This window comes from Halorubrum sp. Atlit-28R, from assembly GCF_003665955.1.
Classification (GTDB): domain Archaea; phylum Halobacteriota; class Halobacteria; order Halobacteriales; family Haloferacaceae; genus Halorubrum; species Halorubrum tropicale.
The window spans coordinates 308,542-320,445 of record NZ_QPLS01000003.1 but is presented as its reverse complement, the minus strand read 5'-3'; the positions used below and the strand labels follow the sequence as shown (position 1 = coordinate 320,445).

Annotated in this window: 12 protein-coding genes and 1 pseudogene; 5 read left to right on the top strand and 8 right to left on the bottom strand. The window is 73.7% G+C overall.

The genetic code is table 11. From position 1 onward, the window contains the following. The first annotated feature begins 89 nt into the window (after nt 1–89). Nucleotides 90–1,055 (top strand): hypothetical protein, encoded by a 966-nt coding sequence (locus DVK06_RS07315; protein ID WP_053770850.1) that lies wholly within the window; start codon nt 90–92, stop codon nt 1,053–1,055. Nucleotides 1,056–1,081: 26 nt separating this feature from the next. Here DVK06_RS07315 and DVK06_RS07310 read toward each other — a convergent pair. Both DVK06_RS07310 and DVK06_RS07305 read right to left on the bottom strand, forming a co-directional pair. Further along, nucleotides 1,082–1,291 (bottom strand): annotated as a pseudogene (locus DVK06_RS07310) (PAS domain-containing sensor histidine kinase); the annotation flags it as partial. Between the two features lie 97 nt (nt 1,292–1,388). Continuing rightward, nucleotides 1,389–2,060 (bottom strand): tRNA (cytidine(56)-2'-O)-methyltransferase, encoded by a 672-nt coding sequence (locus tag DVK06_RS07305; RefSeq protein WP_121599823.1) that lies wholly within the window; start codon nt 2,058–2,060, stop codon nt 1,389–1,391. 168 nt (nt 2,061–2,228) lie between these two features. Between DVK06_RS07305 and DVK06_RS07300 the strand changes: the two genes are divergently transcribed. Together DVK06_RS07300 and DVK06_RS07295 are read left to right on the top strand one after the other, a co-directional pair. Then, on the top strand, nt 2,229–3,275 hold the full coding sequence (locus DVK06_RS07300) for a phosphoribosylaminoimidazolesuccinocarboxamide synthase (protein ID WP_121599822.1): 1,047 nt from the start codon (nt 2,229–2,231) through the stop codon (nt 3,273–3,275). A gap of 93 nt (nt 3,276–3,368) precedes the next feature. Then, entirely contained in the window at nt 3,369–4,085 is a 717-nt protein-coding gene (locus DVK06_RS07295) for a DUF47 domain-containing protein (protein WP_121599821.1), read from the top strand. A gap of 10 nt (nt 4,086–4,095) precedes the next feature. Here the strand turns inward: DVK06_RS07295 and DVK06_RS07290 are convergent, their stop codons facing one another. Continuing rightward, on the bottom strand, nt 4,096–6,816 hold the full coding sequence (locus DVK06_RS07290) for an AAA domain-containing protein (protein WP_121599820.1): 2,721 nt from the start codon (nt 6,814–6,816) through the stop codon (nt 4,096–4,098). Between the two features lie 140 nt (nt 6,817–6,956). Between DVK06_RS07290 and DVK06_RS07285 the strand changes: the two genes are divergently transcribed. Both DVK06_RS07285 and DVK06_RS18920 read left to right on the top strand, forming a co-directional pair. After that, on the top strand, nt 6,957–7,508 hold the full coding sequence (locus tag DVK06_RS07285; protein ID WP_121599819.1) for a hypothetical protein: 552 nt from the start codon (nt 6,957–6,959) through the stop codon (nt 7,506–7,508). 83 nt (nt 7,509–7,591) lie between these two features. Next, entirely contained in the window at nt 7,592–7,759 is a 168-nt protein-coding gene (locus tag DVK06_RS18920) for a hypothetical protein (protein WP_167551891.1), read from the top strand. Between the two features lie 60 nt (nt 7,760–7,819). On the opposite strand, the gene DVK06_RS07280 is transcribed toward DVK06_RS18920, so the two are convergent. The 5 genes from DVK06_RS07280 to DVK06_RS07260 all read right to left on the bottom strand — a co-directional run bounded on the left by DVK06_RS07280 (nt 7,820) and on the right by DVK06_RS07260 (nt 11,772). Then, entirely contained in the window at nt 7,820–8,218 is a 399-nt protein-coding gene (locus DVK06_RS07280) for a hypothetical protein (RefSeq protein ID WP_121599818.1), read from the bottom strand. A gap of 71 nt (nt 8,219–8,289) precedes the next feature. Beyond that, nucleotides 8,290–9,465 (bottom strand): hypothetical protein, encoded by a 1,176-nt coding sequence (locus DVK06_RS07275; RefSeq protein WP_121599817.1) that lies wholly within the window; start codon nt 9,463–9,465, stop codon nt 8,290–8,292. Nucleotides 9,466–9,468: 3 nt separating this feature from the next. Beyond that, complete coding sequence (hisI, locus tag DVK06_RS07270; protein ID WP_053770859.1) at nt 9,469–9,852, bottom strand: phosphoribosyl-AMP cyclohydrolase; 384 nt, start codon at nt 9,850–9,852, stop codon at nt 9,469–9,471. Between the two features lie 80 nt (nt 9,853–9,932). Continuing rightward, complete coding sequence (locus DVK06_RS07265; protein WP_199718598.1) at nt 9,933–10,436, bottom strand: N-acetyltransferase; 504 nt, start codon at nt 10,434–10,436, stop codon at nt 9,933–9,935. Nucleotide 10,437: 1 nt separating this feature from the next. Beyond that, nucleotides 10,438–11,772 (bottom strand): DUF92 domain-containing protein, encoded by a 1,335-nt coding sequence (locus tag DVK06_RS07260; RefSeq protein WP_121599816.1) that lies wholly within the window; start codon nt 11,770–11,772, stop codon nt 10,438–10,440. Nucleotides 11,773–11,904: the final 132 nt, after the last annotated feature.

Below are 11,904 nucleotides of genomic sequence, written 5' to 3'. Positions count from 1 at the left end.
CGATCCGCCCCGCCGGGCGGCGTCCGGTCCGCCGCCGACCGACCCGCCGGTCCGGCAGAGCTTTAGGGGCCGTGACTCACATCGCCCGTATGGCTGACTCGGTGGACGGACGGGGGCGACGCGCGCTCGGCGCCCTCGCGCTCCTCGCCGTCCCGACGGTGTTGGCGGCGGTCCCGCTGGCCGCGCTCGCCGCGCTGCTCGGCCCCGGCGGGCTCGGCGCGCTCCCGTTCGGCGCGGCCGGCGGCCTGCTCGCCGCGGCCGTCGTCGGACCGGCCGCGTCCGCGCTGCTCGGTCCGGTCCTCGTCGACAGGCGGATCGCGCGGCTCCCCGACGCCGACCTCGACGAGCGCCGCGCCGACTTCGTCGCCGACCGCGTCGCGTCGCTCGCGGCCGAGGTCGGCGTCGACCCGCCCGAGGTGACCGCGGTCCGCGCCGACGCCGCGAACGTCGCCGTCGCGGACGGCCACCGCGGGTCCCGGCTGGTGGTCTCGACGCGGCTGCTCGCCCTCCCGAAGGCCGACCGGGACGCCGCGCTGCGCCACGCGCTCGTCAGGCTCCGGACGCGGCAGGCGCTGCTCGCGACCGCGACGCTCCCGGCGCTGGCGGCCGTCGAGACCGCGGCGCTGCTCGCGACGCTGCTCGTCGGGCGCCGGGGGGACCGCACCGCCGCGGACCGGCGCGTCAACCGGATCCACGGGTACGAGCCGGACCGCGAGCGCGTCCCGTCGTGGGCGTACGCCGCCGCCGGCGCGCTCTGCTGGCTGCTGCTCCTCCCGGCGTGGATCCCGGCGACGGTCGGCGACCGGTTCGCCGTCGCCGGCGGGCGCCGCGCCGCGGACGCGCTGGTCGCGCGCGCCGGCGCCGCGGAGCGCGAGGGGCTCGGCAACGCCGTCGCGTTCGCCGGCGACGCCGCGGGCGCCGGCGACTGGCCGCCGCTCCTCGACCGCCTCTCGCTCGTCTCCATGGCCGACGCCGAGACGGGCCGCGTCCGCGGGACGAGCCGGCAGGAGGCGCGGACGCGGCTCGCGCGGCTCCGCTCGAAGCGGACGCTGTAAGAGGGGCCCGCCGGTCCCGGCCCGACTCAGGGCCGCGCCGGGACCCGGAGCCGGACCGTCGTCCCGTCCTCGCCGGTCTCGACGTCGAACCCGCCGCCCGCCTCGGCCACGACCCAGTACACGAGCCGGATGCCGAGGCGGTCGGCGTGGGTCAGCGAGGTCTCGCCCGCCTCCAACACCTGCGTCTCGTGGTTCGGGATCCCGGGGGCGTCGTCGTCGTCGACCTCGACGGTGACCGGGCTCCGCGGCATCCTGAGCGGCACGCCGGAGGTCGTCGAGGAGGACCTGCGCCGCTCCGAGCGGGACGACGCCGACGAGTAGCGGAGCGCCGACTCAGTCGCGGTCGCCGTCCTCGGTGCGGTCGTCCGTCTCGGTGCGGTCGTCGGCCTCGGCGCTCTCGCCGGCCGCGTCGTCGCTCACGTCCGCCGAGTCCCGGTCGGCGTCGACCACGGTCTTCCCGGTCGCCTCCGGCACCACGCGGCGGTCGGCGTCCGCCCACTCGCGGTCGAGCTCAGCGCCTCCGAACAGCCGGTCGAGGAACACCGCGAGCCCGGCGACCTCGGAGTGCGGCTGGTTCGTCACGCCCACGTTGAAGTCGGCGCGCTCGTACAGCGCCCACGGCACCTTCTCGCCGCCGACGACGACGAGGAGGTCGCGCGGCGGCGACGCCTCCCCCACCACCGCTGGCTCGTCGAGGCCGACCGCCTCCCGGACCGCCGCCTCCACGTCCTGGACGCGCTCGCCGTACATCGTCAGGTGGACGACCACGCCCTCGAAGTCGCGGACGATCGCCTTCTGGTCGTCGCGGAGTTCGACCGCGAACGGCCCGCCGAACCGGTCGGTGATGTCGCGGACCGTCTCCGCGGACTGCCCCGCGTTGTCGGGGAGGACCACCCGGTCGGCGCCGAGCGCCCGCGCCGTGAGCCCGACGTGCGTCGTCATGCGGTCGTCGCGCCCCGGCCGGTGGCCGTACCGGAGGACGACGACCTCGCGCGCATCGTTCATGCCACGGGCTGGGCGGGCGAGCGGGGTGTCGCTTTCGATGCGAGCGCGCCGGCGAGGAGCCTCGTCGCGCTCGGCTTGATCCGCAGACGTGGATCGAAACGAGGTAAAACGGGTCGAGGTGACCACGTAACTGGAACCTTCTTGTGGGAGGCGGTCGCGGTATGCGCCATGACGAGCGTCAAGGAGTTCCGCGTCGACGAGCCGGCGACCGCCGACGGACTCGGCCGCGGTCGGTTCGTCTTCACGGACGCCTACTCGGTGTTCGACTGGGGGCAGATGCCCGACGCGATTCCGCACAAGGGCGCGAGCCTCTGCGCGATGGGCGCGTTCAACTTCGAACTGCTGGAGCGCGAGGGGGTCCCGACCCACTACCGAGGGGTCGCGGACCCCGACTCCGGTCGCGTCGTCCCGCTCGACGAGGCGACCGCCCCGCCGACGGAGATGGCCATCGACCTGACGCAGGTGCCCGACCTCCCGTACGAGGGCCCCCACGCCGGCTACGACTACGACGCCTTCCACGCCGCGGGCGGGGAGAACTACCTCGTCCCGCTCGAAGTGGTCTTCCGCAATCGCGTCCCCGTCGGGTCCAGCCTGCGGCGCCGCAGGGAGCCCGCCGACTTCGGCCTCGACGACCTCGCCGGCGCCGACGGCGAGTGGCCGGACGAGCCGGTCGACCTCCCGGAGCCCGTCGTGGAGTTCTCGACGAAGTACGAGCAGCAGGACCGCTACCTGACCCGCGCGGAGGCCGACAAGGTCGCGGGCGTCGCCGACGTCGAGGCCCTCGAATCGCTCGCGCGCGACGTGAACCGCGTCGTCACCGACCGCGCCGAGGCGGCGGGCTTCGTGCACGAGGACGGCAAGATCGAGTGCCTCTCCGTCGACGGCGAGCTGCGCGTCGCCGACGTGGTCGGCACCTTCGACGAGAACCGGTTCTCCTACGGCGGCCGCGGGATCTCGAAGGAGGTCGTCCGCCAGTGGTACAAGGCGAACGACCCAGACTGGGTCGCGGCCGTGAAGGAAGCGAAGGAGTCGGTGGCGGGCCGCGAGACGGACGACTGGCGCGAGCTCTGCGACGAGTCTCCCGACCCACTCCCTCCCGCGGTCGTCGAGGCGGTCTCCGACCTGTACGCAGCCGGGGCGAACGCCTACACCGGCCGCGAGTGGTTCGACGCGCCCGGCGTCGAGGCCGCGCTCGACGCGGCCGAGGGCCTGTAACGTCAGGGGGATCGCCGGGAAGCGGGGGGCGGACCGTCACCATCGATCGGACGCGAGGGAACCTCTTTATCGCCGACGCGCGTGGATGGAGACATGCCCACCGAGGCCGACTTCGGGGAGCGGTTGGCGACCCAGACCGCGGCGTACCTCGACCGGATCGACGACTGCGTCGTCCTCCTGCCGCGCGTCCTCGACGAGTACGCCGACGAGGGTGCCTACCGGGACACTGTCGACGAGATAGCCGCCGTCGAAAGCGAGTGCGACGACCTCGTCCGCGACGTCCGGGCGCTCATCACGGATGCGGGGCCGGACGACATCGGACTGTTGAACACGCGGATCAACTTCAACGAGTCCGCCCTGCTCGACTTCTACAACGAGCTGGACGTGGTCGCGAACCACACCGAACGGATCGCTCAGGAGGTGGCGATGATGCGCCCCGACGCGAGCGTCGAGCCGTTCGCCGACATGCGCGAGATGGCGGACCGGATCGCCGAGATGGTCGCGGTCCTCGGCGACGTGGTCGAGGGGTTCGTCAGGGGGCTCACGCGCGCCGACGGAACGGAGACGTTGGCCGACGGAATCGAGGCGATCCGCGGCTTGGAAAGCGAGTGCGACGACCTCCGTAACGACGCGATCGAGACCGCGTTCGCCGACGGGGCGGTCGATCAGCCCCTCGTCTACCGCGAGCTCGCGATCCTGCTGGACGAACTCGCCAACGCCGTCGAGGACCTCACCGATCGGATCGTCGTTATCGCGAGCAAGGAGCCGGGAATCGTGGCCGAGTCGGCGTCGGACGCGGACGGGAACTGAATACCTCCCGTCACCGCCGCGCCCAGTCGAGCATGCGCTCGTAGAAGGGGTCGGAGGCGAGCGCGTCCGCGTCGCCGACGATCGTCAGCTGCTTTTTCGCCCGAGTGAGGGCCACGTTGACGCGGCGGTGGTCCTCGAAGATGGGCCCGTCCAGGTCGCCGGTCGCGACGAAGGAGACGAGGATGACTTCCTTCGAGGAGCCCTGGAAGCGGTCGACCGTGTCGACCGTCACGTCGGTCCGGCGACCGATCTCGGCGACCTGCGCGCGGAACGGCGCGATCACGCCGACGTCGTCGGGGTCGACGCCGGCGGCGACGTAGGCGTCGACGACCGCGGCGACGCGCTCGGCCTCGCGGACGTTCCGGTTGCCGTCGCGCTCGCCGTCCGGGTCGACGAACCCCACGCCGCCGGTCAGGTCGGGCGCGAGCGCGTCGGGGTCGACGCCGAGGTCCGCGAGCGTCTGCCCGGCGACCTCGGGCGTGGCGGGCCGGAGCGCGCCGTCGTAGAACTCCGCGGAGGCGAACGCCTGGATGCGCTGGCTCATCCGGTACTGGCGGTCGAGCATGACGCTCGCGTCCGGGTACGTCTCGATGAGGCGCTCGAAGAGGGAGGTCTTGAGGTCGTTCTCCGCGCGGACGACCGGCGGGAGCTGCTCGTGGTCGCCGACGAGGACGAACCGGTCCGCGAGGGTGATCGCGGCGTGGGTGCCCGGCTCCGTGAGCTGGGAGGCCTCGTCGACGAGCGCCACGTCGAACTCGCACTCGCGCATGACCCGGGAGCCGCAGGCCGCGGTGGTGGCGGCGACGACCGGGGCGTCCCGCAGCTCTGCCGCCTTCGCGTTCGGCTCGCCGCGCTGGACCAGCCGCACGTCCTGCATGTCGCCCCGGACCCCCGTCTCCGTGCCCACCCTGAGCACGTCGTCGAACCCCTGGTCGCGGAGCGCCTCCAGCGCGTTGTCGACCGCGCGGTTCGTGAACGCGGAGAGCAGCACGCGGTTCCCCTCCGCGACGAGGGCGCGGATCGCCCGCGCGATGGTGTACGTCTTCCCGGTGCCCGGCGGGCCGTGGATCAGCGCCAGGTCCTCGGCGTCGACCGCGAGCTCGACCGCCTCGTTCTGGGCCGCGTTGTTGCCGATGTACGCGTCGGGCGCGTCCGGGTCGTCGGTCCCGGGGCTGCCCGGCGGCCGTTCGCTCGGCTCCCGGAACTCGGGCTCGCGGCGGCCGAACAGCACGTCCTTGCGTTCCGGGTCGCCCTTCAGGACCGCGTCGTGGAGCGCGGTGAGCGACCGGTCGACGGAGATCTCGGACGGGTACACGTCGAGCCGGCGCAGCTCGACCGGCTCGTCCGTCTCGACGATCACCTCGTCGCTTCCGAGCGACGTTATCCGGCCGAGCTCCGCGTGGCCGGAGACGGGGTCGCCGTCGCTCGCGAGCGCCACGTCGCCCTCGCGGAGCTTCGAGACGGCGTCGTCGGGCTTCCGGGCGCGGAGCGCCCAGCGGGCGTCGTCGATCTCTGTCCGCGCGACCGGTTCGAGGCCGATCAGCGCGCGGTCGTCCGCGGCGCGTTCTTCGGGGCTCTGCTCCCACAGCTTCCGGTACTCCGCGTGGGTCTCGCGGCGCTCCTCCGCTAAGGCGACGTAGAAGCGGTCGAAGTAGTCGCGCTCCGCGTCGGGGATCGGCGTCCCGATCTGCCCCGCCTTCGACTCCTGGTCGAGCCGGCCGGAGACCACCATACAGGCGTCCTGCTCGAAGCAGTAGCTGCACGTCGCGTCCGCCTCGTACCCCGTCGGCACCGTCGGGCGCTCGCCGGGGTCGTTGAGCGCGCGCCACTCCATCGCGGCGAGGGCGTTGCGCTCGCGCACGACGAACTCAAGGAAGCCGCGCCCGACCGTGAACTCCTTGGCGGGCGCGAGGTCGCCCGACGCCTCGCTGCGGTCGAGGGCGGTGTTCTTCGTGTACAGCAGCGTCCCGATGTCCGGGTCGACCCCCCGCTCGTCGAGCATGAGCGCGTAGCAGGCCGCCTGGACCTTGTCGTGGAAGCGCGGCTCCCGCTTGGTGTTCTTTCCCGTCTTCAACTCGACGGGCGTGCCGCGCCGGAGCGCGTCCGCCCGCCCCTTCAGCCCGAAGGTGGGCGAGATGAGGCTGAACTCCGAGCGCCACGTGTCGTCGTCGGAGAGCGTCCCCTGCGCGAGCCACCCCTCGATCGCGGCGGCGTTGCGGCGCACCTCGTCTTCGACCTCCTCGGTCTCGTAGCCGAGGAGGCCGAGTTCGAGCCCCGCCTCCGCGACGCGGTCCTCGACGGACGCCTCCAGCTCCACCCCGCGGAGCAGGTCGCCGAACACCTCGTGGACGATGGTCCCCTTGACCACCGGGTAGTTGAGCGGGATCCCGGAGAGCTTGTTCAGGTAGTACATCCGCGGGCACTGGACCCACGACCGGATCCCCGTCACGTCGACGAGGAAGTCGGGCTGGAGGACGACCCACGACTCGCCGGTCGTGGCGTACCCCGTCTCGCCGCGGTACTCGTCCTCCTCCGCGTCGGTGACGAGCAGCTCCATCCCCGGCTCCGCGTGCTCGGCCGTCTCCGTCCACTTCCCCCACAGCGTCACGTCGACCGGGTCGCCCGCGCCGCGGTCGGGCCGGACCCGCACCTCGCGGAGGTCGCGCTCGCCGTGCGACGTCGACACCGTCCGCGCCTCCCCGACGGAGACGATCGGCCCCCGAACGTTCACGTCCCCGCTCGGCGGCGGCACCGAAAAACGCTGTCGGTGAGCGCGGTCGTCGCGGCCGGCGCTCCTCTGCTCGCCGTCGCCCCCGCGTTCGCCCCGCACCGACACGCTCTTGCGCTCGCGACCCCCACGCATCCACCAGCATGCGCGTACGAGACTGGGACGACATCCTCGCGGACGTCGCGAGCGACTCGACCGACCCCGACGGCTGGCGCGCGGTCGCCGGCACCCGCCGCGGCGGCCTCGGCGAGGACCTCTACTTCGGCCACCCGAGCGTCGGCCTCTACCACCTGAAGACGTACGCCAAGAACCCCCGCGACCTCCGCGGCGTCGGCGCGCAGGTCGCCCGCAGCGTCGACGACGAGCTCGACCCGCTCCTCCCGGACGCCGACAGCGACGGGCGGTTCGCCGTTCGGTCGGCCCCGGAGGACGAGGAGCACGCCGAGGAGATGGCGACCCGGCTCACGGAGACGCTGCGGGTCCACGCGGAGGCGCCGACCGACCCCGACCACCTCTTCGAGGACGTGATGGAGGCCGTCGAGTCGCCCGCGTTCGGCCCGATGGAGTACGAGTTCGACGGTCGCCCGGACGAGCTCGACGAGCTCTCCGACACCTTCGACCAGGCCGAGGAGCTGCTCACCAGCGAGCTCGACGACCTGATCGAAGACGACGACGTGGACCGCGGGTTCCACTGACGGGAGCGACCGCTCGGTCCGCGCGGACCGAGCCTGCCGACCACCGCCGCATCGGTTTTGTCGCTCCGCGGTCAACGCCTGGTATGGGACTCAAAGAAGACACCGCGAACGGCGTAATCTCGCTCGGCATCGGCGTCATCGTCACCTGGCTCACCGCCGGCGACGGCGACCACAGCACGGCTGACCTCCTCGTCGCGGTCGCGATCAGCTCGTTCCTCTCGGGCTTCTTCACGAGCTACTTCGCGAAGTGACGCGCGGAGCGGCGAGGGGGAGCCGGAACCGTCGCCCTCAGATCGCCGTCACCCACGCCCTCAGATCGCCGTCACCCACGCCCGGTACTCGGCGTCGAGCTCGTACACCTCGCGGAACGCGCGCTCGACGAACCCCGCGACGCGGTTCGCGTCCGAGCGCGCGGTGACGACGGCGTTCGTCCCCTCGGCCTCCTCGGGGCTGACGAGCTCGTCGATCCGGAACTCGGGGAACTCCGAGAGCAGGTCCTTCAGGCGCTCTAGCTCCTCGTCGGTACAGTCCATGATGAGCTCGGTCCCCGCGAGCTGGATCCACGGCGGCACCTCGCCGCCCTCGGTGTCGTCGCTGGCGGGGTCGACGTCGACGGTCATCACGTCGCCGGAGCGCGCGCGGTGCGCGGCCGCGGCGTCGGCGAACAGCTTCAGCCGCTCGTCCTCGCCCGCGGCGTCGAATCTGGTCATACCCACGCTCGGCCGCGACGGGGCTTAAAAATCCGCACTCCGCGGCCGTGGGAGACTCCGCCCGTCCCCGGTCACTCCCGCTCCGTCTCCGCCAGCACGTCCTCGACGGTCGACAGCGTCCGCTCGGCCTCGGCGAGCCGCGCCTCGGCCTCCCCCTCCTCGATCAGCGCCAGGTCCTCGTCGTCGAGTTCGTGTCGAACCTCGGCCGCGCGGCGGAGCCGCTCGTACTCGTCGCTCCGCGCCAGCTCCCGGACGGAGCGCAGGGTCGCGACGGCCTCGTCGCCCGCGATCCGCCCGACGAGCGGGACCAGCTCGTCGATCTCGTAGGCGAGCTCGTCGCCGGGCTTCGGCGGCCAGTCGAGCGTCAGCGGCTCGCCGTCGAGCCGTTCCAGGTACGTCCGGTGGACCGCGACCGCGGTGCGGAGCGCGCCCGGGTCGTCGACGTAGTGCTCCAGCTTGGAGTTCGTGTAGCCAGCGTACTCCAGCAGCGTCGCGGGCGGCTCCTCGCCGGCCGCGTGCGTCTCGACGTACTCCGCGAGGTCCGTCGGCGGCACGTCGACGTCGACGAAGGGCGTCCCGTCGGCGCGGTCGAGGAAGTCGAACACCTCGCGGGCCGACGCCGACTTGAAGAACTCCTCGAACGCCGCCCGGACCGCCTCGTCGTACGCCTCGATCGGCTCGCGGACGCGGTCGAGGTCCGCGTCGAGGTCGGCGTCGGCCATCTCGGCGACCTCGCGGAGCCCGTCGAGCCGCGCGTCGAGGCGCTTGCGGGCCTCGCGGGCCGCCTTCCGGGCCGCACGGTAGTCGTCGACCGCGTCGTCGTACGCCTCGAGGAGGTCGACGAACTCCCCGGCCGGCTCCAGCGCCTCGCGGGCGGCCGCGAAGTCCTCCTCGGAGAGCCGGCGCTTGTCGACCGCCTCGTCGGCGGCGTCGAACGCCGCCGCGGCCGGGAGGTCGTCGTCGACGTCGACCGCGTCGTCGAACTCGCCGCGGAACCGGACGTACGACTCGAAGTCGCCGGAGCCGACCGCGTCCTCCTCGAACCGGTCGAGGATCCGGTGCGCGTGCCGGTACGCGTCGGCCGCCGCCTCGACGCGCTCGCGGCCGTAACCGTCGATCCGCGACTCGATCCGACGCAGTTCGTCGTAGCGCTCGCGGAGGCGCGCGGCCGCCTCGCCCGCCTCGGCGACCGGGTCGTCCCCCTCGCCCTCGGCCCGTCCCGCGGTCCCGCCGGCGCTCTCGGACATCGGTCAGTACACCTCGTCCGGGTCGAAGACGCGCTCCCCGACGTGCTCGCCGTCTATCGTCCGGTGGAAGCACGACCGGTGGCCGGTGTGGCAGGCGCCGCCCGCCTGGTCGACGAGGTACAGCAGGGCGTCCGCGTCGCAGTCGACCCGGACCTCCCGGACCGACTGGGTGTGGCCGGAGGTGGCCCCCTTGTGCCACAGCTCCTCGCGGGACCGGGAGTAGTAGTGGGCCTCGCCGGTCTCGCGGGTGCGCGCCAGCGCCTCGGGCGAGACGTACGCGAGCATCAGCACCTCGCCGGAGTCGGCGTCCTGGGCGACCGCCGGCACCAGCCCGTCCTCGCCGAAGTCGACGTCGATCGGCTCGGCCTCCGCGTCGGCGTCACTCATGTCCGTCCGGAGGCGTGGCGCTCGAATAGTCCTTGTGCCTGCGGTCACCGCGCGGAGGTCGTCGTCCGGCGGTCGGGGCGCTATCCCCGCCGCAGCACGAGCGCGTCGCCGTCGGCGTACGCGTCCGGCCGCCGCTCGACGACCTCGAAGCCGAGCGAGTCGTACAGCGCGAGCGCGGCGTCGTTGTCCGGGTGCGCCTGAAGCGTCACCGGCCCGTCGGCGTCCGCTATCGCCGCCCGCAGGAGCCCGCGGGCGCGCCCCTCTCGGCGGAACCCGGGCGCGACGACGAGCTCGGCGAGGTGGACGCCGGGCCGGTTCGGCGCGTCGACCGGGAGCAGGTAGCCGACGACGCGCCCGTCCGCGACGGTCACCCGGGCGGCGCCGACCGCCAGCCTGTACTCCAGCAGGTCCGGGCTCGGCTGCCGGAGGTGCGACTGGAGCTCGCGGATCCGGTCGGCGTCCGCGGTCCGCCCCGGCCGAACCCTCGGGTCCGGGCCGTCGCGGCCGCCGTCGTCGCCGGCGGTCGCGTCGTCGTCGCCGCCGCGCTCGTCTCGGTCGGGGCCGGCGGCGTTCTCGCCCGCCATCTCACGCGACCCCCCAGAGCGCGACGGCGACGGCCGCGCCGGCCAGCGTCGCGAGGAAGTTCACGGTCTGGTTCCCGATCCGGTCGCCCTCTACCAGGGCGCCGAGGAGGCTGTCGACGGTCATGCCGGCGACGCCCGCCGCGACGACCGCGCCGCCCGCCGCGACCCCGCCCGGGGTCACCGGGTCGAGGACCGGCGCCCCGGCGGCGGCGAGGAGGCCGACGAGCAGCGCGCCGGCGAGGCCCGCCAGCTCGCCCTGCCAGGTGATCGCGCCGTCGGTGCCGGGCTCGACGCGGCGGAGCGTCGTCACCAGCCGCGGGCCGTCGAAGAGGCCGCCGATCTCAGAGGAGAGCGTGTCGGCCATCGCGGTCGCCGTCGCGCCCGCGAAGGCGAAGCCGAGCGGCGCGGCCGGGACAGCGAGGTGCGGCGCGGCCGCGTAGCCCACCACCGCCGCGAGCGCGACCGCGGAGTTCGCCAGCACGTTGCCGGTGCCGCGGGCGCCCTCGTTCTCCTGAGCGACGCCCCGGGCGGCCTTCTCGTCGAACCGGTACTTCGAGGCGAGGCCGCCGATAGCGTAGAAGGCCATCAGCGTCGCGAACCATCCCACGCCGCCGAGGACGGCCGCGAGCAGCGCCGAGACGACGCCGGTGAGCATCCCCGCCACCGAGGCGGTGCCGATGGCGAACGAGACGTAGCCGAGCGCGCCGGTCACCGGGAGGGCGACGAGGATGAGCGCGACGCCGACGGTCGGCTCCAGCGCGAGGAACCCCCACGTCACGAACGCGACGAGGATCGTCGTGATGTGCGCGTCGCGGGAGAACACGAGCGACCGGACCAGCGCCGCCGTGAGCGCGGCCGCCGCCGCGAGGAAGACGAGGAGGGGGACCGTCGCGCCGTCGACGGGGGCGCCGGTCTGGAGCCGCACCCCCGCCTGGCCGACGAGCGCGGCGGCCGTTCCGGCGACGACGTAGCCGGCGACGAGCGGGAACTCGTCGGTCGTCCGCCGCGAGACGACGGTCCGTCCGAGGCGGCCGACGCCGACCGCGAGCGTCGCGGCCGCGAACGCCTCGTACGGCAGCGGGGCGCGCGGCAGCGACGCAAACAGCGCGAGGCCCGCGCCGGCGAGCGCGAAGGAGACGAGCCCGTAGAGCCGCTCCGCCTCGCGGTCGCCGGGCAGCGCGAGCGTCTCGAACCACTCGCCGTCGCGGACGCCGAAGAAGGCCGCGCCGGCGACGGCGAAGAAGGGGACGGCGGCGGCGGTGTCGAGCGCCGGTGCGAGGACCGCAATGGCGGCCACCGCGGCGAAGATACTCGCGCGTCGGAGCCTCCGTATCACACCATCGGCTACCCCCGACGACCACTTAACGGTCCCGACAGCCGTCGGGTGGTCGCTCGGCGCCGCCTCCCGCCCCGACGCCGCGCTCAGTACCGGTACTCGTTGAACTGGACCGCGTGTCCCTCCAGCACG